The organism is Pseudomonas sp. FeN3W (assembly GCA_030263805.2).
GTDB classification, from domain to species: Bacteria; Pseudomonadota; Gammaproteobacteria; order Pseudomonadales; family Pseudomonadaceae; genus Stutzerimonas; species Stutzerimonas stutzeri_G.
In genome coordinates, this window is sequence record CP136010.1 from 2,410,457 (window position 1) to 2,433,188 (window position 22,732).

The 22,732-nt window shown below is 64.6% G+C and carries 23 protein-coding genes and 1 pseudogene; 12 read left to right on the forward strand and 12 right to left on the reverse strand.

Translation table 11 applies throughout. The annotated features are described in order from the left end of the window. Positions 1-19: 19 nt before the first annotated feature. On the reverse strand, positions 20-2,293 hold the full coding sequence (gene ptsP, locus P5704_011535) for a phosphoenolpyruvate--protein phosphotransferase (protein WOF81052.1): 2,274 nt from the start codon (positions 2,291-2,293) through the stop codon (positions 20-22). A gap of 24 nt (positions 2,294-2,317) precedes the next feature. After that, positions 2,318-2,797, reverse strand: a complete 480-nt coding sequence (locus P5704_011540; GenBank protein ID WOF81053.1) for an RNA pyrophosphohydrolase — start codon at positions 2,795-2,797, stop codon at positions 2,318-2,320. A 183-nt stretch (positions 2,798-2,980) separates the two neighbouring features. Between P5704_011540 and P5704_011545 the strand changes: the two genes are divergently transcribed. Continuing rightward, a complete protein-coding gene (locus P5704_011545) occupies positions 2,981-3,634 on the forward strand; it encodes an HAD family hydrolase (protein WOF81054.1) in 654 nt (217 codons plus the stop codon). Positions 3,635-3,667: 33 nt separating this feature from the next. Here the strand turns inward: P5704_011545 and P5704_011550 are convergent, their stop codons facing one another. Together P5704_011550 and ilvA are read right to left on the reverse strand one after the other, a co-directional pair. After that, positions 3,668-4,096, reverse strand: a complete 429-nt coding sequence (locus P5704_011550; protein ID WOF81055.1) for a DUF2269 family protein — start codon at positions 4,094-4,096, stop codon at positions 3,668-3,670. Between the two features lie 21 nt (positions 4,097-4,117). Next, on the reverse strand, positions 4,118-5,632 hold the full coding sequence (gene ilvA, locus P5704_011555; GenBank protein ID WOF81056.1) for a threonine ammonia-lyase, biosynthetic: 1,515 nt from the start codon (positions 5,630-5,632) through the stop codon (positions 4,118-4,120). 166 nt (positions 5,633-5,798) lie between these two features. Between ilvA and rpiA the strand changes: the two genes are divergently transcribed. Both rpiA and P5704_011565 read left to right on the forward strand, forming a co-directional pair. Further along, entirely contained in the window at positions 5,799-6,470 is a 672-nt protein-coding gene (gene rpiA, locus P5704_011560; protein WOF81057.1) for a ribose-5-phosphate isomerase RpiA, read from the forward strand. Positions 6,471-6,558: 88 nt separating this feature from the next. Then, on the forward strand, positions 6,559-6,906 hold the full coding sequence (locus tag P5704_011565) for a YegP family protein (GenBank protein ID WOF81058.1): 348 nt from the start codon (positions 6,559-6,561) through the stop codon (positions 6,904-6,906). 33 nt (positions 6,907-6,939) lie between these two features. Here the strand turns inward: P5704_011565 and P5704_011570 are convergent, their stop codons facing one another. From P5704_011570 to P5704_011585, 4 genes and pseudogenes are all read right to left on the reverse strand, one after another. Further along, a complete protein-coding gene (locus P5704_011570) occupies positions 6,940-7,836 on the reverse strand; it encodes an SdiA-regulated domain-containing protein (GenBank protein ID WOF81059.1) in 897 nt (298 codons plus the stop codon). Between the two features lie 77 nt (positions 7,837-7,913). Continuing rightward, positions 7,914-8,810, reverse strand: coding sequence for an SdiA-regulated domain-containing protein (locus P5704_011575; GenBank protein ID WOF81060.1), 897 nt, complete (start codon positions 8,808-8,810; stop codon positions 7,914-7,916). A gap of 95 nt (positions 8,811-8,905) precedes the next feature. Beyond that, positions 8,906-9,571 (reverse strand): fumarylacetoacetate hydrolase family protein, encoded by a 666-nt coding sequence (locus tag P5704_011580; protein ID WOF81061.1) that lies wholly within the window; start codon positions 9,569-9,571, stop codon positions 8,906-8,908. A 68-nt stretch (positions 9,572-9,639) separates the two neighbouring features. Next, positions 9,640-11,028 (reverse strand): annotated as a pseudogene (locus tag P5704_011585) (FAD-binding oxidoreductase). 199 nt (positions 11,029-11,227) lie between these two features. On the opposite strand from P5704_011585, the gene serA reads away from it, so the two are divergent. Next, positions 11,228-12,457 carry a phosphoglycerate dehydrogenase gene (gene serA, locus P5704_011590; GenBank protein WOF81062.1) on the forward strand — a complete coding sequence of 410 codons (1,230 nt, stop codon included), beginning with the start codon at positions 11,228-11,230 and terminating at the stop codon, positions 12,455-12,457. Positions 12,458-12,538: 81 nt separating this feature from the next. Here serA and P5704_011595 read toward each other — a convergent pair whose 3' ends face one another. The 4 genes from P5704_011595 to P5704_011610 form a co-directional block, all read right to left on the reverse strand. Next, entirely contained in the window at positions 12,539-12,832 is a 294-nt protein-coding gene (locus P5704_011595) for a hypothetical protein (GenBank protein WOF81063.1), read from the reverse strand. Between the two features lie 152 nt (positions 12,833-12,984). After that, positions 12,985-13,302: a hypothetical protein gene (locus P5704_011600; protein ID WOF81064.1), complete on the reverse strand. Its 318-nt coding sequence runs from the start codon at positions 13,300-13,302 to the stop codon at positions 12,985-12,987. A 117-nt stretch (positions 13,303-13,419) separates the two neighbouring features. Next, positions 13,420-14,493, reverse strand: a complete 1,074-nt coding sequence (locus tag P5704_011605) for an AI-2E family transporter (protein WOF81065.1) — start codon at positions 14,491-14,493, stop codon at positions 13,420-13,422. Between the two features lie 70 nt (positions 14,494-14,563). After that, positions 14,564-16,279: an OPT family oligopeptide transporter gene (locus P5704_011610; protein WOF81066.1), complete on the reverse strand. Its 1,716-nt coding sequence runs from the start codon at positions 16,277-16,279 to the stop codon at positions 14,564-14,566. Between the two features lie 262 nt (positions 16,280-16,541). Between P5704_011610 and P5704_011615 the strand changes: the two genes are divergently transcribed. The 8 genes from P5704_011615 (at position 16,542) to P5704_011650 (ending at position 22,729) form a co-directional block, all read left to right on the forward strand. Next, positions 16,542-17,126, forward strand: coding sequence for a response regulator transcription factor (locus tag P5704_011615; protein ID WOF81215.1), 585 nt, complete (start codon positions 16,542-16,544; stop codon positions 17,124-17,126). A gap of 207 nt (positions 17,127-17,333) precedes the next feature. Then, positions 17,334-17,825 carry a curli production assembly protein CsgB gene (locus P5704_011620; GenBank protein WOF81067.1) on the forward strand — a complete coding sequence of 164 codons (492 nt, stop codon included), beginning with the start codon at positions 17,334-17,336 and terminating at the stop codon, positions 17,823-17,825. A gap of 175 nt (positions 17,826-18,000) precedes the next feature. Next, on the forward strand, positions 18,001-18,882 hold the full coding sequence (locus P5704_011625) for a hypothetical protein (protein ID WOF81068.1): 882 nt from the start codon (positions 18,001-18,003) through the stop codon (positions 18,880-18,882). A gap of 47 nt (positions 18,883-18,929) precedes the next feature. Further along, positions 18,930-19,325, forward strand: a complete 396-nt coding sequence (locus P5704_011630) for a hypothetical protein (protein ID WOF81069.1) — start codon at positions 18,930-18,932, stop codon at positions 19,323-19,325. A 134-nt stretch (positions 19,326-19,459) separates the two neighbouring features. After that, positions 19,460-20,065, forward strand: coding sequence for an outer membrane beta-barrel protein (locus P5704_011635; protein WOF81070.1), 606 nt, complete (start codon positions 19,460-19,462; stop codon positions 20,063-20,065). A gap of 72 nt (positions 20,066-20,137) precedes the next feature. Further along, the gene (locus P5704_011640) at positions 20,138-20,815 is read left to right on the forward strand and encodes a response regulator (protein ID WOF81071.1); all 678 of its coding nucleotides are present in this window, start codon (positions 20,138-20,140) and stop codon (positions 20,813-20,815) included. Beyond that, positions 20,812-22,209: an ATP-binding protein gene (locus P5704_011645; protein WOF81072.1), complete on the forward strand. Its 1,398-nt coding sequence runs from the start codon at positions 20,812-20,814 to the stop codon at positions 22,207-22,209. Before P5704_011640 ends, P5704_011645 begins: the two co-directional genes overlap by 4 nt. A gap of 76 nt (positions 22,210-22,285) precedes the next feature. Next, positions 22,286-22,729: a ketosteroid isomerase-related protein gene (locus tag P5704_011650; protein WOF81073.1), complete on the forward strand. Its 444-nt coding sequence runs from the start codon at positions 22,286-22,288 to the stop codon at positions 22,727-22,729. The last annotated feature ends 3 nt before the right edge of the window (positions 22,730-22,732 follow it).

Consider the following 22,732-nt stretch of genomic DNA (forward strand, 5'->3'; position numbering starts at 1 on the left):
ATGGCAGGCGGCGGATCGCTCAGACGGCGGCGGACGGATTGATCAGCTTGCTCAGACCGAGGTTGCGCAAGGTCAGCTGAACCGTGCTGTGGATGACCTGCGGACTGTCCAGCAGCATGACCCGCGCCAGCAGCTGCTGGGCGGTGTCCATGCTGACCTGGCGCAGCAGCCATTTCACCTTGGGCAGGTTGGTGGCGTTCATCGACAGGCTGTCGAAGCCCATCGCCAGCAGCAGCATGGCCGCCGCCGGATCGCCCGCCATCTCGCCGCAGATGCTCACCGGCTTGCCCTCGCCATGGGCTTCCTTGACCACGCGCTGCAGCGCTTCGAGCACGGCCGGGTGCAGATAGTCGTAGAGGTCGGCGACCCGCGGGTTGTTGCGATCCACGGCCAGCAGGTATTGCGTGAGGTCGTTCGAGCCGACCGAGATGAAGTCCACCATGCGTGCCAGCTCGCGGGTCAGGTAGACCGCCGCCGGCACTTCGATCATGACGCCGACCGGCGGCATGATCACATCCAGGCCTTCGTCGCGCACCTCGCACCAGGCACGGTGAATCAGATGCAGCGCCTCTTCCAGTTCTCGGATGCCGGAGATCATCGGCAAGAGGATGCGCAGGTTGTTCAGCCCGGCGCTGGCCTTGAGCATGGCGCGGGTCTGCAGCAGGAAGATCTCGGGATGGTCGAGGGTGACGCGGATACCGCGCCAGCCGAGGAACGGGTTCTCTTCCTTGATCGGGAAGTACGGCAGGCATTTGTCGCCGCCGATGTCGAGGCTGCGCATGGTCACCGGCAGTGGATGGAAGGCTTCCAGCTGCTCGCGGTAGATCGCCATCTGCTCCTTCTCGCTGGGGAAGCGCTCCTTGATCATGAACGGCACTTCGGTGCGATACAGACCGACACCCTCGGCGCCGCGCTCCTGCGCACGCACCACATCGGCGAGCAGGCCGGTATTCACCCACAGCGGAATACGATGACCGTCGACGGTTTCGCACGGCAGCTCGCGCAGCACGTCGAGCCCGGCGGAGAGCTGGCGCTCCTGCTCGGCCAGCACTTCGTACTGCTCGCGCAGGACCTTGCCCGGGTTGGTGATGATCTCGCCGCGATAGCCGTCGATGATCAGCTCGATGCCGTCGACCTTGGAATACGGCAGGTCCACCGCGCCCATCACCGTCGGAATGCCCATGGCCCGGGCGAGGATGGCGACGTGGGAGTTGCTCGAACCCAGCACCGAGACCATGCCCACCAGCTTGCCCTCGGGGACCTCGCCGAGCATCGCCGGCGAGAGCTCCTCACTGACCAGAATGGTCTTGTCGGGATAGGTCAGCGTCTGTTGACGTGCCTCCTGCAGGTAGGCGAGCAGGCGCCGGCCGATGTCCTTGACGTCCGATGCGCGCTCGCGCAGGTAGGCGTCGTCCATCATTTCGAAGCGCCGCACGTGCTCGCTGACCACCTGACGCAGCGCGCCCTGCGCCCACTGGCCGGTGCGGATGACCTTGGTCACTTCGCCGCCCAGGGCGGAATCGTCGAGCATCATCAGGTAGACGTCGAACAGCGCGCGCTCTTCCTTGCGCATCTGCGTGGCGAGCTTTTCCGAGAGCGTGCGCATGTCGGCGCGCACGGCTTCCAGCGCGGCTTCGAAGAGCGTCAGCTCGGCATCGATGTTATCGATGTTCTTGTCCGGCACCACCTCCAGATCAGCCGGCGGCAGCACCACCACGGCGGTTCCGACGCCGGCGCCCGGAGCGCCCGGAATGCCGATGAAGCGGGTTTCCTGAATACCCTTGCCCTGCCGGCCGAGCCCGCGGATCGAACCGGTCGCCTCGGCATGGGCGATGACGCCGGCGAGCTGCGCGCTCATGGTGACGAGGAAGGCTTCTTCACCCTCGTCGAACTGGCGGCGTTCCTTCTGCTGGATGACCAGTACGCCCATCACCCGCCGGTGGTGGATGATCGGCGCGCCGAGAAAGGAGGCGTAGCGTTCCTCGCCGGTTTCGGCGAAGTAGCGATAGCGGGGGTGTTCGGAGGCGTGTTCGAGGTTGAGCGGCTCTTCGCGGGTGCCGACCAGGCCGACCAGGCCTTCGTTGGGCGCCATGCTGACCTTGCCGATGGCGCGCTTGTTGAGGCCTTCGGTGGCCATCAGGACGAAGCGTTCGGTTTCCGGATCGAGCAGATAGACCGAGCAGACCTGGCTACCCATGGCCTCCCTGACTCTCAGCACGATGATGCCCAACGCCGCCTTGAGGTCCTTGGCGGCATTCACTTCCTGGACAATCTTGCGCAGCGTGCCGAGCATGCTCAGAGGCTTTCTCCCCGAATCTCAGTCCCGCACCGGTAGACGCGGTGCGAGTTCTTTAAGTGCGCGACGATAGACCTCGCGCTTGAAGGTGACCACCTGTCCCAGCGGGTACCAGTAGCTGACCCAGCGCCAGCCGTCGAACTCCGGTTTGCCGGTCAGGTCCATGCGTACACGCTCTTCGGCGCCGGTCAGGCGCAGCAGAAACCACTTCTGTTTCTGTCCGATGCACAGCGGCTGGCTATGGGTACGCACCAGGCGTTGCGGCAGACGATAGCGCAACCAGCCACGGGTGCAGGCGAGGATTTTCACATCCTGCTCTTCCAGGCCGACTTCTTCGTTGAGTTCGCGAAACAGGGCTTCTTCCGGCGTTTCACGGGCATTGATCCCGCCTTGCGGGAACTGCCAGGCATCCTGATTGATCCGCCTGGCCCACAGCACCTGACCGACATCGTTGGTCAGGATGATGCCGACGTTCGGGCGAAAACCATCGGAGTCGATCACGGCATACAACCTCGCAGACGCATGTCGCGGCATTGTTCCACAAAACCGCGATAAGCCGAAAGCACGGCAAGCCGCCGTTCGGCACGTACCCACACGCTCGGCGAGGGGCCGCCCGAGGCTGCGCGCAAGGCGTTGCAACCGGTATGCTTGGCGCTGCCCTGACCATCCTCGAGGAAATCATCCGTGCGCCTGGCTCTATTCGATCTCGACAACACCCTGCTGGCCGGTGACAGCGACCACGCCTGGGGCGAATACCTCTGCCAGCGCGGCATCGTCGATCCGACTCAGTACAAGGCACGCAACGACGCCTTCTATCAGGATTACCTGGCCGGCAATCTCGACGTGCACGCCTACCAGAACTTCTGCCAGGAATTGCTCGGCCGCAGCGAGATGGCGCAACTGCAGCAGTGGCACGACGAATTCATGCAGGACTTCATCGAGCCCATCGTGCTGAGCAAGGGCGAGGCGCTGCTACGCCAGCATCTGGAGGCGGGCGACCGGGTGGTGATCATAACCGCCACCAATCGCTTCATCACCGGACCGATCGCCGCTCGCCTGGGCGTCGACACCCTGCTGGCGACCGAATGCGAGATGCGCGACGGCCGCTACACCGGCCGTCTGACCGACATCCCCTGCTTCCAGGAAGGCAAGGTCCAGCGCATCGAGCGCTGGCTGGCGGAAACCGAGCAGACCCTCGAAGGCAGCTACTTCTACAGCGATTCGCGTAACGATCTGCCACTGCTGCAACGCGTCACCCACCCGGTGGCCGTGGACCCGGACCCGGTGCTGCGCGAGATCGCCAGCGAACGTGGCTGGCAGATCATTTCGCTGCGCTGAACCAGCGCGGCAGCCATGCCCGAGCCGGTCGAATCAGACAGGCTTGGCGCCCATCAGGGCGGTGATGGCAATCAGCACGACCAGCACCAGCACAGCATAGATAGCGGCGTTACGCGCCGCGCTGGCGTTGCCCGGCGCCTGCCAGGCGGCAAGACGCCCGGCCAGCAGCAGGACCAGGGGGATCAGCACGAGGAACAGCACGGCGCAGGCCAACAACCAGAACTGGCCCAGCGGCCATCCGGCCAGATGCGTCAGCCACCAGCCGGTCACCGGCAGCGATAGGCCGATCACCGCCAGCAGCGGCAGGGACAGTCGGCGGGTGCGCTGCAGCTTGCGTTGCAGCACGGCCTGGTCGCCGCCGCGGCCGGCCTTCCACAGCATCAGCAGATGCACGATGACCCCCAGCAGCAACAGCACTGCAGTCGCGCCATGAATGATTCTGAGGGTGAGGTAGTGGTCCATTTGCCTTCCTTTTAAGCTCGTTTAGCCGAGAAACAGCTGGTAGGCCGGATTCTCGCTTTCATCCCAGTAGCGGTAGCCGATCTTGTCCAGCGCCGCCGGCAGCAGATGACGCTCCTCCGCTGGCACCTGCAGCCCTGCGACTACCCGGCCATCGGCAGCGCCGTGGTTGCGGTAGTGGAACATAGAGATGTTCCAGCGCCCGCCGAGCTTGTTGAGGAAGTTGAACAGCGCACCCGGCCGCTCGGGAAACTCGAAGCGCAGCACCATCTCGTCGCTGACCCCGGCCGCGTGGCCACCGACCATGTGCCGCGTATGCAGCTTGGCCAGTTCGTTGTCGGTCAGATCGAGCACCGGGAATCCCTTGTCGCGCAGCCCCTGCACCAGCGCGGCGCGCGGGTCGTTTTCCGGATGGGTCTGCACGCCGACGAAGATGTGCGCCTCGCGGTCGGTGTGGAAACGGTAGTTGAACTCGGTGATCTGGCGTTTGCCGATCGCCTCGCAGAAGGCCTTGAAGCTGCCCGGCTGCTCGGGAATGGTCACGGCGATGATCGCCTCGCGCTTCTCGCCCAGTTCGGCGCGCTCGGCGACGTGGCGCAGGCGGTCGAAGTTGACGTTGGCGCCCGAGTCGATGCCCACCAGCACCTGGTCGCTGACGCCCTCGCGCTCGACGTACTTCTTGATCCCGGCCACGGCCAGGGCGCCGGCCGGCTCGGTGATCGAGCGGGTGTCGTCGTAGATGTCCTTGATCGCTGCGCAGATCTCGTCGGTACTGACGGTGATCACCTCGTCGACATGATCCTTGCAGAGCTCGAAGGTGTGCTGACCGATCTGCGCCACCGCCACGCCGTCGGCGAACAGCCCGACCTGCTCCAGCACCACGCGCTCGCCGGCGGCCATTGCGGCCTGCAGGCAGTTGGAATCGTCCGGCTCGACGCCGATCACCTTGGTCTCTGGGTAGAGGTACTTGACGTAGGCGGCGATCCCGGCCACCAGGCCACCACCACCCACCGGCACGAAGATCGCGTCGATCGGGCCCTGGTGCTGACGGAGGATCTCCATCGCCACGGTGCCCTGGCCGGCGATCACATCGGGATCGTCGTAGGGGTGGATATAGACGTAGCCCTTCTCCTCCACCAGCTTCAGCGAATGCGCCAGCGCCTCGGGAAACGCGTCGCCGTGCAGCACCACCTTGCCGCCGCGGGCGCGCACGCCCTGCACCTTCAGCTCCGGCGTGGTGCGCGGCATGACGATGGTCGCCTTGATCCCCAGCTGTTTGGCCGCCAGCGCCACGCCCTGGGCGTGATTGCCAGCCGATGCCGTGACCACGCCACGCGCCAGCTCCTCGGCGGACAGCTGGGCCAGCTTGTTGTAGGCGCCACGCACCTTGAAGGAGAACACGGGCTGCAGATCCTCGCGCTTGAGCAGAATCTGGTTGCCGATCCGTTCGGAAAGCTGGCGGGCGGGTTGCAGCGGCGTTTCGACGGCGACGTCATAGACGCGCGAAGTGAGGATCTTCTTGACGTAGTGTTCGAGCATTCTGGCTATCTTGGGCGGGCCTTGCGGGGAACGCCGAGTCTACCCTCGCGAGCGCCCCGGCGACCACCGGCAATCCGCGAAGGCCTCGGCATTGCCGCAGCACACGAGACCGGTCGCCGGCGCGGGGCTATAATCCGCGCTTCGTCTTTCCCGCCCGGATTCCCCCATGACCCAGGACCAGCTCAAGCAGGCCGTCGCCCAGGCCGCTGTCGACCATATCCTTCCCAAGCTCAACGATCGCAGCATCGTTGGCGTCGGCACCGGCTCCACCGCCAACTTCTTCATCGACCTGCTGGCCAAGCACAAGGGCTTCTTCGACGGTGCCGTGGCCAGCTCCGAAGCCACCGCCGAACGTCTCAAGCAGCACGGCATTCCGGTCTACGACCTGAACTCGGTGAGCGAACTGGAGTTCTACGTGGATGGCGCCGACGAGGCGAACAAGCACCTGGAGCTGATCAAGGGCGGCGGCGCGGCACTCACCCGCGAGAAGATCGTCGCGGCGGTGGCCAAGACCTTCATCTGCATCGCCGATGGCAGCAAGCTGGTCGAGCAGCTGGGCGCCTTTCCGCTGCCGGTGGAGGTCATCCCGATGGCGCGCAGCCATGTGGCGCGCGAGCTGGTCAAGCTCGGCGGCGATCCGGTCTACCGCGACGGCGTGGTGACCGACAACGGCAACGTCATCCTTGACGTGCACAACCTGATGATCGGCTTCGCCCCGGAGCTGGAAGGCAAGATCAACGACATCGTCGGCGTGGTCAGCAACGGCCTGTTCGCCATGCGCCCGGCCGACCTGCTGCTGCTCGGCACCCAGGACGGCGTGCAGACCCTCACGCGCTGACCGTCACACAGCGGCGCCTCTCGCCACGGGCGACTACGCTTGAATTGCTGCGCCGAGTCCGTCGCAGCAATTCACAGGAGGTGTCGCCATGTCCGGCAAATTCCAGCTGAAACGCGCCAGCAATGGCCAGTTTCATTTCAATCTGCTGGCCAGCAACGGCCAGGTCGTGTTGTCCAGCGAACAGTACAAGGCCCACGCTTCGGCGCTCAACGGCATCGATTCGGTACGCAAGAATGCCGTGCGCGAAGAGGCGTTCGAGGTCAGGGAGTCGAGCAACGGCAAGCATTACTTCGTGCTCAAGGCCACGAATGGCCAGGTCATCGGTCAGAGCCAGATGTACGCCAGCCTGCACAGCGCCGAGCAGGGCTGCGACTCGGTCCGTCGCCACGCCCCGAACGCCGCCCTGCAGGACGAAAGCGCCTCGCCGGTCGCCTGATCGCTGGTGCCAGGTGATCGGCTGGTCGTCCGATCACCTGGCCGGTTTGCGAAACACGTAGAACAGGTTCGGCTCGCTGACCAGATAGAGCGTGCCGTCCGGTCCCATCGCCATCCCCTCCGCCTGCGGCACGTCCCGCTCCAACCCGTGCCGGCCCGCGCTCAGCGACAGGCTGCTGAGCGGCTGGCCATCGGCGTCCAGCTCGACCACCAGGCGCGACTCGTCGGAAAGCGCCAGCAAGTGGCCGGTCTGCTCGTCGAACTGCAGGCTGGAAAGGTCGCGCACGAACAGTCGCGCCTGGTGCTCACTGATATGCACCGAAGGCGTCGGCTCGGCAAACGGAAAGCCGTATATCTCGTAGATGCGCACCGGGTTGCGCTCCTTCGCGACGTACAGGCGCTGGCCCGCCGTATCGTAGGCGAGCCCCTCGAAGCCCTTGTTGCCGTTGAGGTCGATCCCCAGCGACAGCTGTTGCGCCTGCTCGGCATCGATGACGCTGGTCTGCTCATTGACCTCGACGCGCAGCAACCGCTGCAAGCGTTCATCGCTTATCACGTAGACGCCTTTGGAGATGTACTCGATGGCCTCCGGATCGCCGAAGCCGACCAGCGGAATGGCGCGCAGCAGATCGCCTTCCAGGCTGAGTTCCAGCCAGTGCGGATCGCCGTTGGTGACGGCGATCAGGCTGTTGCGATCCGGATCGAAGGTCAGCGCAGACAGGTCATCGTCGATACCGGCGACGACCTTGCCCTGGATCGCGACCCGGTAGTCCGGCAGCCACAACGAGGCGCTGCCGCTCTGCTCGCCCTGCTGCCACTGGGTGAAGTGGAACCAGCCGCGCTCGAACAGACGGTAGTGAACGCCGGCCGCCACGGCCAGTAACAGGGCAACGCCGAGCAGCGCAGCCAGAAGGATTTTCAACGCACGCATGACACCCACTTTCTTCTAATTCTGAAATCGCGATTGTGTCGGGCCTGGCTTACGCCAGGCTTAACGGGCGCAACGTCTCAGCGCTTGCGGCTGAATACGTAGAAGTGGTTGGGCTCACCGACCACATAGATGTTGCCCTCGCCATCCATGGCCACGCCTTCTGCCTGCTCGATGCCCTGCACTAAGCCGTTGAGCCCGCCGAACAGGCTGATGAAGCTGCGCGGCGTGCCTTGCAGATCGAGTTCCACCAGCAGTCGCGACTCGTCGGAGAGCAGCAGCGTATGACCGCTGCGCGGATCGATGGTGACGGAGGAAATGTCACGCACCAGCAGCGGTTGGCTGGACAGTGCCTGCAGTGCGCCGGGCGCGCCGTCCTCACCCGGAAATGGCAGCTCGAACAGGCCCTGCGGGTCACGTTCCTTGGCCAGCAGCAGGCGCTGCGTACGCGGGTTCCAGGCCAGTCCCTCGAAGCCCTTGTTGCCGGCATCGGCGAAGCCAAGGTCGTAGCTGGCCAAGTCGTCCAGCTCCAGGGTTTCCACGTCCGGCTGCAGATGGAACACCGCCACCAGCCGGCGACGCTCGTCGACGATTGCCAGACGGCCATCACTCAGCGCTTCCACCGCTTCCGGGTCGGCGAAGCCATTCAGCGCGATCCGGCGTAGCACCACGCCAGCAGGGCTGAACTCGACCAGCTGCTCACCGGTGACCGTGAACAGCGTGCCGCTCAGCGGATTCCAGGTCAGCCCCGAGGTTTCCTCGTCTTCCAGCCCGGCCAGCGTCGTCTCCAGCGCCAATTCGTAGTCCGGCAGCCAGATGCCGGCAGCACGCTGTTCGGCAGTGACCGAACGTTCGCCCCAGTACAGCCGCAGCTGGTCATCCCAGTGCAGCAGGCGGCCTGCGACGAGCAGCGCGACGAACAGCAGCAACAGGACGCCAGCCACGAGCAGGCGCCAACGGGAATAACGAACGGGCATGGAAAGCGTTCCAGCGGAGGGTGCTGGATTACAACACGAGAACGGTTCGCAAAGAAGCGGCAAACGCGGCGGGTGAATCCCGCCGCGTCGATGGATCAGAGCACGCGGCTCTCGAAGCGGGACAGGCCGACCAGCTCCAGCACCAGCTCATCGCCTTGGTTGAGCGGGCCGACACCGGCCGGCGTGCCGGTCAGTACCACGTCGCCCGGCTGCAGGCTGAAATGCCCGGCGATGTGCTGCAGCAGCGGCAGGATGGCATTGAGCATCTGACTGCTGTTGCCGTCCTGGCGGACTTCGCCGTTGATGCTCAGGCGGATGCCGATGTCGCCCAGATCCTCCACCGCGTCGCCCGGCACGAACGGTGCCAGCACGCAGGCGCCGTCGAAGCTCTTGGCGATCTCCCACGGGTGGCCCTTTTCCTTGAGCCTGGCCTGCACGTCGCGCAGGGTCAGATCCAGCGCCGGGGCGAAGCCGGAGATGGCATCGCGCACCTCTTCCTCGTTGGGCTTGCGCGACAGCGGCTTGCCGATCAGCACGGCGATTTCCGCTTCGTAATGCACCGCACCACGATCGCTCGGGATGCTGAAGCCGCCTTCCAGCGGCACGGTGCAGCTGCCGGCCTTGATGAACAGCAGCGGCTCGGTGGGCACCGGGTTGTTCAGTTCCTTGGCGTGCTCGGCGTAGTTGCGGCCGATGCAGACCACCTTGCCCAGCGGGTAATGGATCGGCGTACCGTCGGTGTACAGGTGTCTGTAGTTCATTGCGAATCCTCAGGATGGCGGCAGGCTACGAGCTGAAAGCAAAGGCTAAGCCAGGCTTCAGGCTTCAGGCTGAAAATCTTGCCGGGGTTCATGATGCCGTTGGGGTCGAACACCGCCTTGACTGCCTTCATATACTCGATTTCCGCCGGCGAGCGGCTGTACTCGAGATAGTCGCGCTTGGTCATGCCGACGCCGTGTTCGGCGGAGATCGAGCCGTTGTACTTCTGTACGGTTTCGAACACCCACTTGTTCACCGTCGCGCACTTGCCGAAGAACTCGTCCTTGTCCATCGCATCCGGCTTGAGGATGTTCAGGTGCAGGTTGCCGTCGCCGATATGGCCGAACCAGACGATTTCGAAATCCGGATAGTGCTCGCCGACGATGGCGTCGATTTCCTTGAGGAAGGCCGGCACCTTGGCGATGGTGACGGAAATGTCGTTCTTGTACGGCGTCCAGTGGCTGATGGTCTCGGAGATGTACTCGCGCAGCTTCCACAGGTTCTGCAGCTGCTGTTCGCTCTGGCTCATCACGCCATCGAGCACCCAGCCCTGCTCGACGCAATGTTCGAAGGTCGCCAGTGCCTGGTCGGCACGCTCGTCGGTAGTGGCCTCGAACTCCAGCAGCGCGTAGAACGGGCAGTCGGTTTCGAACGGTGCCGGCACGTCGCCGCGACCGAGCACCTTGGCCAGCGCCTTGTCGGAGAAGAACTCGAAGGCGGTCAGGTCCAGCTTGTCCTGGAAGGCGTGCAGCACCGGCATGATCGACTCGAAATCCGGCGTGCCCAGCACCAGCGCGGTGAGGTTGGTCGGCTGGCGCTCCAGGCGCATGGTCGCCTCGACGACGAAGCCCAGCGTGCCCTCGGCACCGATGAACAGCTGGCGCAGGTCGTAGCCGGTGGCGTTCTTGATCAGGTCCTTGTTCAGCTCGAGCACGTCACCCTTGCCGGTTACCACCTTCATGCCGGCGACCCAGTTGCGGGTCATGCCATAGCGGATCACCTTGATGCCACCGGCGTTGGTGCCGATATTGCCGCCGATCTGGCTGGAACCGGCGGAGGCGAAGTCCACCGGGTAGTACAGGCCCTTGTCCTCGGCGAACTGCTGCAGCTGCGCGGTGACCACGCCAGGCTGGCAGACGGCGGTGCGATCCATCTCGTTGAATTCGAGAATCTGGTTCATGTAGTCGAAGGACACCACCACCTCGCCATTGGCCGCCACGGCAGCGGCGGACAGCCCGGTGCGGCCGCCCGAGGGCACCAGCGCGACCTTGCGCTCGTTGGCCCAGCGCACGATGGCCTGGACTTGCTCGATGCTCTTGGGAAAGACGATGGCCGAGGGCGCCGGGGCGAAATGCTTGGTCCAGTCCTTGCCGTAGGCGTTCAGCGAATCGGCGTCGGTCAGCACTTTGCCGGGCTCGACCAGGGTTTTCAGCTCATCGATCAGGGCGGAGTCGGTCATCACGGGAACTCTCATACGATTCATGGTCACCCTGAGCACGCTTCAGCACAGGGATGGGGGTGTTTCGCGGGGCTCGTATGCTAGCATACGCCCCCCTTTGAAACGTGCCTCGGCAGACTCCCGACACCGCTAATGACGGGTCGGCCAGCCTTCGCTGGACACTTCAGTCCTATCCTTCGGCCTTAAGGTTTTAATGCAGATGAGCCAGACCTCTCTCGACAAGAGCAAGATCAAGTTTCTTCTACTCGAAGGCGTGCACCAGAACGCCGTCGACACCCTCAAGGCGGCCGGCTACACCAACATCGAGTACCTCAAGGGCGCGCTGTCCAGCGAGGAGCTGAAGGAAAAGATCGCCGACGTCCACTTCATCGGCATTCGCTCGCGCACCCAGCTCACCGAAGATGTCTTCGACGCGGCCAAGAAGCTGATCGCCGTCGGCTGCTTCTGCATCGGTACCAACCAGGTCAACCTGAATGCCGCCCGCGAGCGCGGCATCGCAGTGTTCAATGCGCCCTACTCCAATACCCGCTCGGTCGCCGAACTGGTGCTGGCCGAAGCCATCCTGCTCTTGCGCGGCATCCCGGAGAAGAACGCTTCCTGCCACCGCGGCGGCTGGATCAAGTCGGCGGCCAACTCCTTCGAGATCCGCGGCAAGAAGCTCGGCATCATCGGCTACGGCTCCATCGGCACGCAGCTGTCGGTACTGGCCGAGGCGCTGGGCATGCAGGTCTTCTTCTATGACGTGGTGACCAAGCTGCCGCTGGGCAACGCCACTCAGATCGGCTCGCTGTACGAGCTGCTGGGCATGTGCGACATCGTTTCCCTGCACGTTCCCGAGTTGCCGTCGACCCAATGGATGATCGGCGAGAAGGAAATCCGCGCCATGAAGAAGGGCGGCATCCTGATCAACGCTGCCCGCGGCACCGTGGTCGAGCTGGATCACCTGGCCGCCGCGATCAAGGACGAGCACCTGATCGGCGCCGCCATCGATGTGTTCCCGGTCGAGCCGAAGTCCAACGACGAGGAATTCGAGAGCCCGCTGCGTGGCCTGGACCGCGTGATCCTGACCCCGCACATCGGTGGCTCGACTGCCGAAGCACAGGCCAACATCGGCCTGGAAGTGGCCGAGAAGCTGGTCAAGTACAGCGACAACGGCACCTCGGTGTCTTCGGTCAACTTCCCGGAAGTCGCCCTGCCGTCGCATCCGGGCAAGCACCGTCTGCTGCACATCCACCAGAACATTCCGGGCGTGATGAGCGAGATCAACAAGGTCTTCGCCGAGAACGGCATCAACATCGCCGGCCAGTTCCTGCAGACCAACGAGAAGGTCGGCTACGTCGTCATCGACGTGGACAAGGAGTACTCCGACCTGGCGCTGGAGAAGCTGCAGCACGTCAACGGCACCATCCGCAGCCGCGTGCTGTTCTGATTCGCTGACGTGGTGCATTGAAAGGGAGGCTTCGGCCTCCCTTTTTCATTCATGCGCACTGCCGAAACCTAGCGTTCTCCATTAGCTGCGCAGCACCCGGTTACCCGCGGCATCGACATCCGCTCCCGGCTGCTCGTCACGCGGCTTGGGTGTCGGCGGTACATCGGTCTCGATCGGTGCCTGACGCGGCTGCAGCAGCGGTGCTTCGATCTGTTCCATCTCGTCCGATTGCTGGTCCGACTGCGGCCGCGGCTCGCGGTTGTCCAGAGGATGCTGACGCGCCTTTTCCGGATTGGTCGGCCCGGTAGTCTCGGCCAGGGCGCTCGATGCGCCCACCAATGACACCAGCAGAATGCTCAAACGCAGCATGCCCATCGTGCACCTCCCGCTCATTGTTCTTGCAGGTTCGGCACGCCGGAACCGACAAGGTTTCCGCACGGCCGCCGGCAACGGCCGAGCGGTCGGGCCGGACGCAAAACGGCCCGGCAAAGCTGAGTCTGCCGGGCCGCTCATCTGCTACCGATGGTTCAGTAGGCGCCGCGTGCGCCATCCTCACCGCTCGTGCCCTGCCTATCGGTCGCACCATCACCACCCGCATCGATACCGGTGCCGCGATCACTACCTGTGGTAGTCGCCGGACGCTCAGTCTCATCCGGCATCTTGCCGGTATCGGAAGTCGAATCCATTCCGCTGCCAGTGCCACCCATGACCCCCGGCTGCTCGGTGCTGTGCCCCATCGAGTCGCGGGGGTCGGTTTCGCTGCCAGTACCGGTATTACCGGCAGCGAATGCCGCGCTGGACAGCAGTCCCGCCAGGGTGAATGCCGCAATCTTGTGCATGTTCATGATCGACTCCTGCAATTTTTCAGGGGGTTCATGTAATCCGGCAGCAGGACGCGTCAGGGGTTTCCTAATAGCCTTTACAAAACGTGACAGCCCTGACGGGCGGCCCTGCCAGAGCGCCTAGTCATTCGGACCGTCGGTCGCCTGCGGCCGGTCACCGAGCAAATCCTCCACGTAGAGCATGCGCACCAGCACCATGCCGACCGCGGCCAGCGGCGTCGCCAACAGCAGGCCAAGGGTGCCGGCCAGCAGGCCAAACAACAGTTGCACGGCGATGGTCAGCGCCGGCGGAACCGAGACGATGCGCTGCTGCATCCACGGCGTGAACACATAACTTTCCAGGGCCTGGACAAACAGATAGAGCGCGGCGACGTAGAGCACCGTGCGCCCGCCCTCAAGCGAGGCCAGCAGCAGCGCCGGAATCACCGCCAGCACGGGGCCGATATTGGGAATGAACGACAACAACCCGGCGATCAAACCCAGCACCAGCGCCAGCTCGATGCCCAGCAGCCACAGGCCGAGCGTGGTCAGCACGCCGATCAGCAGCATTTCCAGCAGCTTGGCCAGCAGCCAGGCACGCAACGTCGAGCCGCTTTCGTCGAGCACCTCCGCGGCACGCGGGCGATAGCCCAGCGGAATCAGCTTCAGCAGCCCACGCACGTATATCTGCGGATTGATGGCCAGACAGATGCCGATGGCGAAGGCAATGGCGAAACTGCTCAGCGCCCCGACGATCGAGCCCATCACCTTGGTCACCACACTGAACGCGCTGGAACCGTCGGGCAGCGAGTCCTCCAGGCGTTCGCGCTGCTGCAGCAGTTCATTCGCCCAGGGCAGCTGCTCGGCGCGCTCACGCAGGCGCTCGACGGCCTCGGGCAGCGAATCGGAGAGCGCATCGGCCTGCTCGGCGATGCTCGGCGCGACCAGCCAGCCGGCGCCGCCCAGGCCGAGCAGCAAGAGCACGAAGAACACCGCCATGGACAACTTGTAGGACAGCACGGTCTTGCTGCACAGCCAGCGGCTCACGCCATGAATCAGCACACCGAAAAGAATCGAGGCGAACAGCAGCAGGAGAAAATCGAACGCCAGCCAGGCGACGATGCTCAGCAGCACCACGAAGGCCAGCACTGCGGCCTGCACAATCGTGCGATTGGCAACCTTCTTGGCATCGTTCTGCAGTGTCGTCGTGGACATGGTGCTCCCCCTGGTGAATACAAGAGGTACGACAGACCGTCTCGCGCATTAATTCAGCGATGACAGGCAATCAGCGCAGCAGCTGCCAGAGCGAGGCACCGACGCCGGCCATGCTCTCGCCCGCCACCAGTCCGGCCGCGGCGACGATCACGAAGCGCTCGCCGAGGCTGCGCCAGCGCGAGGCGAAGGCCCAGGCGAGCACGGCACCGAAGGTCATCATCAGCGAAATCGACGCCGGAATGATGAATGCCAGGCCGAGCGCCGCGGAGCTCGGCAACCAGCGCAGCCGGCGTGCGGGCAGCAGCCCTTCCAGCGCCCCGAGCAGTACGCCCACGAGCGCGCCGGCGAGCATCGCCCAGCGTATGTCGGCAGCGAGCGCGTCCAGGCCGCCGGTCAAGGCTTCGGCCACCGCTTTCCAGGTGGCGACCGCCGGGGCCGGCCATTCGGGCGTGATCAGCATGCTCTGCGGATCGGGAATCAGCAGCTGGTAGGCCAGTACACCGACCACGCTGCCGAGCAGAATGCCGAAGCACTGCGCCACTGCCTGACGTCCCGGTGCAGCGCCGATGGCATGCCCGACCTTGAAGTCGTTGAGCAGATCGGTGCACTGCCCCGCCGCGCCACCGGCGGTGTTGGCGCTCATCAGATTGACCGGCACCTGGCCCGGGGCGAACACGCCGAAGCTCAGCTGCGACAGCTGGCCGATGGCGCCGATCGGCGGAATCCCGGTCGCACCGACCACCCGCGCGGCAACCATCGCCAGCAGCAGCGCCAACGGAATCGACAGTGCCGCCAGCCAGGGATCGATGCCGAACAGGCTGACCTGCAGCGCCAGCACCAGCCCTACCGACAGCGCGAAACCGGCCGCTGGCCAGCCGTGCGGGCGCCGCAACCTCGGCCGCCGGCGTGTCGTTGTCGAGCGTGAGCGCAGCAGGCGCAGGCCCAGCGAGGTCAGCGTCGCGCAGACCATCAGGCTCACGCCCGGCCACAACAACCATTCGATCAGCGCGGCGAACTGTGGCCCCTGGGCGGCGGCGGGCAAGCGCACCAGCCCCTCGGTCAGCAGCCAGGGCGCGAGCAGTCCCCAGGCCAGCACGGCGCCGAGCAGCAGCGACAAGCCGACACGCAGTCCGATGATGCCGCCGAAACCGAGCAGCAGCAGCGACGGCTCGAAACTGAACGTCAGGCGCTCCAGCTGCGCCGAAGGTGCCCAGCGCGGCAGCGTCCAGAAAAAGGTGTCGAGCAATTTGCTCCCGGCGGCCAGCACGGCGGCGCCACCCAGCACCCAGAGCCGCCGTCCGGCTTCGGCGCCATGGCTGTAGATCTGCTGCAGGGTGGCCAGGGTCGCCATGCCCTCGGGAAAGCGCAACCCCGATTCGACGATCAGCGAGGGCCGCAGATACCAGGCCACCCAGACCCCGAGAAAGCTCACCGAGAACACCCAGGCCATCAGCGGCAGGCTGTCCAGCTGCTGACCGGTGAGCAAGGTATAGGCGGGAATCGGTGCCACCAGCCCGCCGGAGATGATCGAGGCGCAGGATGAGGCGGTGGTCTGGTTGATGTTGCTTTCCAGCAACGACCAGCGCGGACGGCCGAACGCGACGGCCATGCTCTGCCAGAACGCGAAGCCGATCAGCAGCGCGATGATCGACATATTGAACGACCAGCCGATCTTGAGGCCCGAGTAGACATTCGACGGTGCCAGCAGCGCACCCAACAGCAGACCGGTGAGCAAGGCACGCAGGGTCAGTTCACGAGACGAAACGGCAGAGGTGGTCGCGATCATTACCCTACCTTAGCAGCCGTGCGGTGCAAAAACGCGCGCCCTTTTCGCCGGCGCGCTCGGCATTCGGCGGAGTTGTGCACGTGCTGGCTGGATAATGCCCGTTCGCCATCTCTCGGCTGAACTTCGCTGCAAGGTGCTGGTCGTTTAGTAACTTTTTAATCAATCACGCCCGACTGACTAGGTACCGAACATGGACGCGGAGCTTACACGGGACACATCCTCCCCAACTGTCACGCTGTTAACCGGCAATGAGCTGCTGGGGTTGTTTTTTCGCCACTTTCTAGGCGAGCAGGCGCAAGTCGAAGTTGCCCTGACCGGACTGCAATCACCGGATAATCGCGGCGCCGACCTGTTTCTGGTCGACGCCGGCCACAGCGAGGCGGAACAGATATCCAGCCTGATCGACCAGCTCGACGAGCACACACCGGTGGCGCTGGTGAATATCGTCCCCGAGCAGGCCGAGCAACTGGTCGAGAGGCATCCGGTGATTCGCGGGGTGTTCTACAGCCACGCCACCCGCGAGCACCTGCTCGAGGGCATCCTCGTGCTGCTCAAGGGTGGCGACTGGCTGCCACGGGTCCTCACCGAGAGACTGCTGGGCCAGTGGCGGCGCATGCGCCAGCTCGCTGAAACCAAGTCCAGCCTGACGCTGCGCGAGCGCGAGATCCTGAGCCTGGCCGGCAAGGGGCTGTCGAACGCGGAAATCGCCGAGCAGCTGTGCCTCAGCCCACACACGATCAAGAGTCATATCCACAATCTGCTGCGCAAGATTGGCGCGTCCAATCGGGCCGAGGCAGCGTACCTGCTGCGTAGTCATCTCGACTGGGACAAGTCCTGCAGCGCTTGAGTAGCGTCCGCTAGCGCCCGCGGCGACGGGCGGTCTAGCGGACGGAGCGTCATCGAAAATGCTCTGGCACGGCCTGGAAACGTCACGCAGTGACAGGTATTAATCCCTGGCGAACCTCACGCGCGGCACCTTTTACATCATCCGATGGATGTTCAAGGGCGCCCGCCACGTTCAAGAATCGCGGCCACTGTCATCCGGTACACGCCAATGACCCGTTCCGCCCTGCCCCGCGCCACCTCACTGTTTGCTCTGATTGCCTGCCTGGCCTGCGCGCCGCTGATGGCCGCCGACCTGATGGACAACGGCGATCTATCCCCTCTTGGCAGCACCAGCGCCAACGCCTCCCGGCTTGCCATTCAGCTGACCGACGCGAAGGCCGCCTACATTCAGCAGCTGGGCCAGGGCAATCTCGCCGAGTTGACCCAGAACGGCCAGGCGTTGAGCGCGCAGATGCTGCAGCAGGGCAGCGACCAGGAAGCCTTCACCCTGCAGCACGGCGAAAACCTGATGGCGGTCATCGAGCAGGTCGGACAGGGCAATTACGCCGAAATCCGCCAGACCGGCAGCGACAACCAGGCCAGCATCAGCCAATACGGCGCCTATAACGATGCGCGCATCGAGCAGACCGGCCAGGGCCTGCGCAGCGCGGTGACGCAATTCGGCGTCGGCCAGCAGATCAATATCGTGCAGGGTCGCTAGTGGCCTGTTTGGTAAGTCCAATTGGTCAATTTCGGCGCCCATGGCCCCGATACCGTGTTGCTGCTCCTCGCCATAGCCCCGCTATGACTCGTCGCAGCGCCTTGTCTCGGAGCCATGTTCATCCGAACTTGCCTCAACCACTCACCGCACAGGCCACTGGCGATCAGGAGAGTTCATGTTCAAGCCTACGGCAATTGCCACCCTGCTCACCCTCGCCGCCGCTCAGGCCATGGCGCAGAACAGCATCGAACTGGAGCAGCTCGGCACGGACAACGTCGCCGAGCTGCAACAGACCGGCCTGGTCGAGTCCAGCACGATGGATGTCAGCCAGATCGGCAACCTCAACACCGCCAGCATCACGCAGATCGGCGAGGCCTACTTCAAGGTCGCCAACCTGCAGCAGATCGGTAACGCCAACGTCGCCACCCTCGAGCAGACCGGGCGTACCAGCACGGTCGATGCCAGCAGCATCGGCAACGGCAACCAGATCACCGGCAGCCAGACCGCCTTCGTCACCGCCCAGATCGAACAGCGCGGCGATGACAACGTGCTGACCTTCGACCAGCAGGGCTATTTCGAAGGGTCGCGGATGAGCGTGTCGCAGGACGGTCTGGGCAACCTGGCCGACATCTACCAAGGCGACGGCAATCGCATGAACATCGCCCAGGCCGGCACCTACAACATCGCCGAGATTCAGCAGAACGACTACCACAACGAACTGGACTTCACCCAGAGCGGCGACAGCAACCGGCTGACGGTCGACCAGAACGGCTTCGGCGGCCGCATCAGCGGCTCGTCGATCGGCAGCGGCAACAGCGTCGACATCGTCCAGAGCTTCATGTCCAACCAGGCCACGGTGATCCAGAGCGGCAACGACAACCTGGCGAGCATCGAGCAGGGCAACTACGGTCATCAGGCCACCATCACCCAGCTGGGCAGTGCCAACGAAGCGATCATCCGCCAGAGCCTGCCGGTCAACGATTTCACCCGCCTGCCCGGCGTCGCGACGATCCAGCAGAGCGGCACCGGCAACAGCGCCACCATCGTCCAGCAGTAGCGCAACCACCCTCCAGCCACGGACCGGCTTCAACGGAATCAGAACGGATGCTGACCATGACCCTCACCACCTGGCTGCTCGCAGCCACCCCCGCTCCCGCTGATGCGCCGGTAGCCGTCAGTTTCGAACTGCAACCGGCCGAGCAAAGCCGGCTTTCGTTCGCCCTGTGCTTCAAGGGCAGCGGACAGCAGGTCCGCTTTCGTCTCAAGGTTCGCTCCAGCGGCAGGGCCGGCAATGCCCAGACCGCGCAGAGCGGCACGCTGATCGCCACCCCGACGCAGCAATGCCCGCTGAACAACCGCCTCGGCATCGCCGACGACACCCGCGTCGAGGCCGAGCTGCAGTGGTGGATCGACGATGCCGAGCAGCCGCCGATCCTGCGCAGCTACCCGGACGACGACGCCGACGTGGGCGACGAAGACCAGCCGGAACAGATCGCGTGAAGGCCGAAAGCGGACCGACGGCGCACCAGGTGGCGCTCGTTCAGCGCAGGTTCAGCTGGGGTTCAGGCGGGGTTCAGTGACACCCGTTCAGGCTAGGGGCCGTCAGTATCCCGCTGCCTGAAAAGGAGTCACCGATGAAAAAACTCAGCACCCTGGCCCTGGCCACTACCCTCGGCATCCTCAGCTTCGGCGCCCACGCCGCCGAGAACTTCGCCGGTCTCACCTGGGGCAAAACCACCGTCAATACCGATCGTTCCAGCGACCTGAAGCAGAACATGGGCGGCGAAAACCGTTTCGATGACACCATCAAGAACAGCGGCACCTGGGGTGTTCGCGCCGGTCAGATGACCGACGAGGGCCGCTACTACATGACCTACGAGAACGTCTCGGACGATTACGGCAGCACCTTCAAGCTGCGCCAGCAGAACCTGCTCGGCAGCTACGACCTGTTCCTCCCGCTGGGCGACACCACCCGCCTGTTCGGCGGCGCCAGCGCCGGTCTGACCAAGCTGGAGAACGAATCCAAGGGCTACAGCCGTGACAGCGACATCGGTTACCTGGTCGGCCTGCAGGCCGGTATCCTGCAGAAACTCGGCGACAACACCTCGGTGGAAGCCGGTTACCGCTACCTGCGCAGCAACGCCGGCACCGAAGTGTCCGAGCGTGGCGTCGGCAAGCTGGGCTCGATCGACCTGCACAGCAGCAAGCAGGCCTATCTGGGTCTGAACTATCACTTCTGATGGCGTTACGCTGACAGAACGTTGAACGACGGCCAGGCAGCACCTGGCCGTTTTTGCACGGGGAGCAGACCAATGAAAGTGCTGGTGGTGGAAGACGAGGCGCTGCTGCGCCACCACTTGCAGACCCGACTCGGCGAAAGCGGGCATGTCGTCGATGCCGTGCCCAACGCCGAAGAAGCGCTGTTTCAAACCCACGAATTCAACCATGACCTGGCCGTCATCGATCTCGGCCTGCCGGGTATCAGCGGGCTGGACCTGATCCGCCAGCTGCGCAGCCGCGGCAAGGCCTTCCCCATCCTCATCCTTACCGCGCGCGGCAACTGGCAGGACAAGGTCGAGGGTCTGGCCGCCGGCGCCGACGACTACGTAGTCAAACCGTTCCAGTTCGAGGAGCTGGAAGCCCGGCTGAATGCGCTGCTGCGCCGCTCCAGCGGTTTCACCCAGGCCACCATTGAGGCCGGCCCGCTGCTGCTCGACCTCAATCGCAAGCAGGCCACGGCCAATGGCGCGCCGCTGGCGCTGACCGCCTACGAATACCGCATCCTCGAATACCTGATGCGCCATCAGCAGCAGGTGGTGGCCAAGGAGCGGCTGATGGAGCAGCTCTACAGCGGCGACGAGGAGCGCGACCCGAACGTCATCGAAGTGCTGGTCGGCCGGCTGCGGCGCAAGCTGGAGGCGCAGTGCGCGATGAGGCCCATCGAAACCGTGCGCGGCCTCGGCTACCTGTTCACCGAGCGCTGCCGATGAGCCGACGCTGGCGCCGCCTGCAGGCGCGCGTGCGCCATCAACTGAAAGGTGCCATGTCGCTGCGCCTGCGGCTGATGCTCGGCGCCGCGGGCCTCGCCGTGCTGTTCATGCTGGCCCTGCTGCCGGCGCTGCAGGGTGCCTTCAGCCTGACTTTCGAACGCGTCATCGAGCAACGCCTGGCCGCCGATGCCAGCACCCTGATCACTGCCGCGCACGTCGAGGACGGTCGCTTGCTGATGCCCGAGCAAATGCCGGACGAAGAATTCAACCTGCCCGACGCACAGTTGCTCGGCTTCATCTACGACCGCCGCGGCGAGCTGGTCTGGCATTCACGCTCGGCCGCCGACGAGCGCATCGACTACCGTCCGCGTTACGAGGGCCACACCAGCGAATTTCTGCGCACCCGCGATGCGGCGGGCGTGGAGTATTTCGTCTACGACGTCGAACTGCAGCTGGCTGGCAGCCGCGACAACGCCTTCAGTTTCGTCACCATGCAGCCCACCAGCGAATACCTGAGCCTGTTCGACGAGTTTCGCCGGCAGCTCTACCTGTGGCTCGGCAGCGGCCTGCTGGTGCTGCTGATCCTGCTCTGGCTCGGCCTGACCTGGGGCTTTCGCACACTGAAACGCGTCAGTGCCGAGCTCGATCAGGTCGAGGGTGGCCAGCGCCAGCACCTGAGCGACGAACACCCCCGGGAGCTGCTGCGCCTGACCCGTTCGCTCAACCGCCTGCTGGACAGCGAACGGCGCCAGCGCGAGCAGTACCGCAATTCGTTGGGCGACCTGGCGCATAGCCTGAAAACCCCGCTCAGCGTGCTGCAGGGCGTCGGCGAAACCCTCGCCGCGCAGACGCAGAGCCGCGAGCAGGCGCAGGTGATGCAGGGGCAGATCGAACGCATGAGCCAGCAGATCGGCTACCAGCTGCAGCGTGCCAGCCTCGGCAAGAGCGGCCTGGTGCGGCACCGGGTCGAACTGAAGCCATTGTTGACCAGCCTCTGCAGCACGCTGGACAAGGTCTACCGCGACAAGCACGTGCAAGCCGACATGCAGCTCGCCGAGCCCTGCCTGGTGCCGATGGAACAGGGCGCGCTGATGGAGCTGCTCGGCAACCTGCTGGAGAACGCCTACCGTCTGTGCCTGCAGCAGGTGCGCATCAGCGCCAGTTACCACGAAGGCGATCTGCTGCTAAGCGTCGAGGACGACGGCCCGGGTGTGCCGGTCGGCCAACGCGAGCGCATCATCCGCCGCGGCGAACGCCTCGATGGCCAGCACCCCGGCCAGGGCATCGGCCTGGCGGTGGTCAAGGATATTCTCGACAGCTACGGCGGCGAACTCAGCCTCGGCGAGTCGGCACTCGGTGGCGCGGCTTTCCGCATCCGGCTGCAGGCGGACTGACCAAACGGCACTCCCGCACAGCCCTGGCCACTGCTAGAGTTCGCTGCCGAGCTATCTGCAGCCCATTGGAGGGCGCATGTCACTGGATGACCGCAAGAAACTCGTCCGTCAGCACATCGACCTGACCTGGAATCGCGGGCGCCTGGCGCTGGCCGAGCACCTGCACAGCAAGGATTTTCTCTACAAGAGCTCCTTCATCGGCCGGCCGCTCGCCAGCGCCGAGTTTCTCGACATGGTCCGGCAGATCCGCCACGCCATGCCGGAACTGGAAGTGGTGGTCGAGGAATGCATCGCCGAAGACAATCGGGTGGTCACCTGGAGCACGCTGATCGGCACCATCGAGCGGCAGGCGTTCGGCTATCCGCCCAGCGACAAGGTACTGAGCATCTCCGCCATGGCCTTCTGGACCATCACCCCGACCCAGCAGGTGCAGGAAATCTGCACCATGTTCGACATGGAAAGCTTCCGCGCCCAACTGGGCCTGGATACCCGGCCCTTCGCAGAGAAGGCCCTGCCCTGAGTC

Coding starts and splice junctions, on each gene's coding strand:
- ptsP (WOF81052.1), bottom strand. CDS start 2,293: ATGCTCGGCACGCTGCGCAAGATTGTCCAGGAAGTGAATGCCGCCAAG.
- P5704_011550 (WOF81055.1), bottom strand. CDS start 4,096: ATGGACCACTACCTCACCCTCAGAATCATTCATGGCGCGACTGCAGTG.
- ilvA (WOF81056.1), bottom strand. CDS start 5,632: ATGCTCGAACACTACGTCAAGAAGATCCTCACTTCGCGCGTCTATGAC.
- rpiA (WOF81057.1), top strand. CDS start 5,799: ATGACCCAGGACCAGCTCAAGCAGGCCGTCGCCCAGGCCGCTGTCGAC.
- P5704_011565 (WOF81058.1), top strand. CDS start 6,559: ATGTCCGGCAAATTCCAGCTGAAACGCGCCAGCAATGGCCAGTTTCAT.
- P5704_011570 (WOF81059.1), bottom strand. CDS start 7,836: ATGCGTGCGTTGAAAATCCTTCTGGCTGCGCTGCTCGGCGTTGCCCTG.
- P5704_011575 (WOF81060.1), bottom strand. CDS start 8,810: ATGCCCGTTCGTTATTCCCGTTGGCGCCTGCTCGTGGCTGGCGTCCTG.
- P5704_011580 (WOF81061.1), bottom strand. CDS start 9,571: ATGAACTACAGACACCTGTACACCGACGGTACGCCGATCCATTACCCG.
- serA (WOF81062.1), top strand. CDS start 11,228: ATGAGCCAGACCTCTCTCGACAAGAGCAAGATCAAGTTTCTTCTACTC.
- P5704_011595 (WOF81063.1), bottom strand. CDS start 12,832: ATGGGCATGCTGCGTTTGAGCATTCTGCTGGTGTCATTGGTGGGCGCA.
- P5704_011600 (WOF81064.1), bottom strand. CDS start 13,302: ATGAACATGCACAAGATTGCGGCATTCACCCTGGCGGGACTGCTGTCC.
- P5704_011605 (WOF81065.1), bottom strand. CDS start 14,493: ATGTCCACGACGACACTGCAGAACGATGCCAAGAAGGTTGCCAATCGC.
- P5704_011610 (WOF81066.1), bottom strand. CDS start 16,279: ATGATCGCGACCACCTCTGCCGTTTCGTCTCGTGAACTGACCCTGCGT.
- P5704_011620 (WOF81067.1), top strand. CDS start 17,334: ATGACCCGTTCCGCCCTGCCCCGCGCCACCTCACTGTTTGCTCTGATT.
- P5704_011625 (WOF81068.1), top strand. CDS start 18,001: ATGTTCAAGCCTACGGCAATTGCCACCCTGCTCACCCTCGCCGCCGCT.
- P5704_011630 (WOF81069.1), top strand. CDS start 18,930: ATGCTGACCATGACCCTCACCACCTGGCTGCTCGCAGCCACCCCCGCT.
- P5704_011635 (WOF81070.1), top strand. CDS start 19,460: ATGAAAAAACTCAGCACCCTGGCCCTGGCCACTACCCTCGGCATCCTC.
- P5704_011640 (WOF81071.1), top strand. CDS start 20,138: ATGAAAGTGCTGGTGGTGGAAGACGAGGCGCTGCTGCGCCACCACTTG.
- P5704_011645 (WOF81072.1), top strand. CDS start 20,812: ATGAGCCGACGCTGGCGCCGCCTGCAGGCGCGCGTGCGCCATCAACTG.
- P5704_011650 (WOF81073.1), top strand. CDS start 22,286: ATGTCACTGGATGACCGCAAGAAACTCGTCCGTCAGCACATCGACCTG.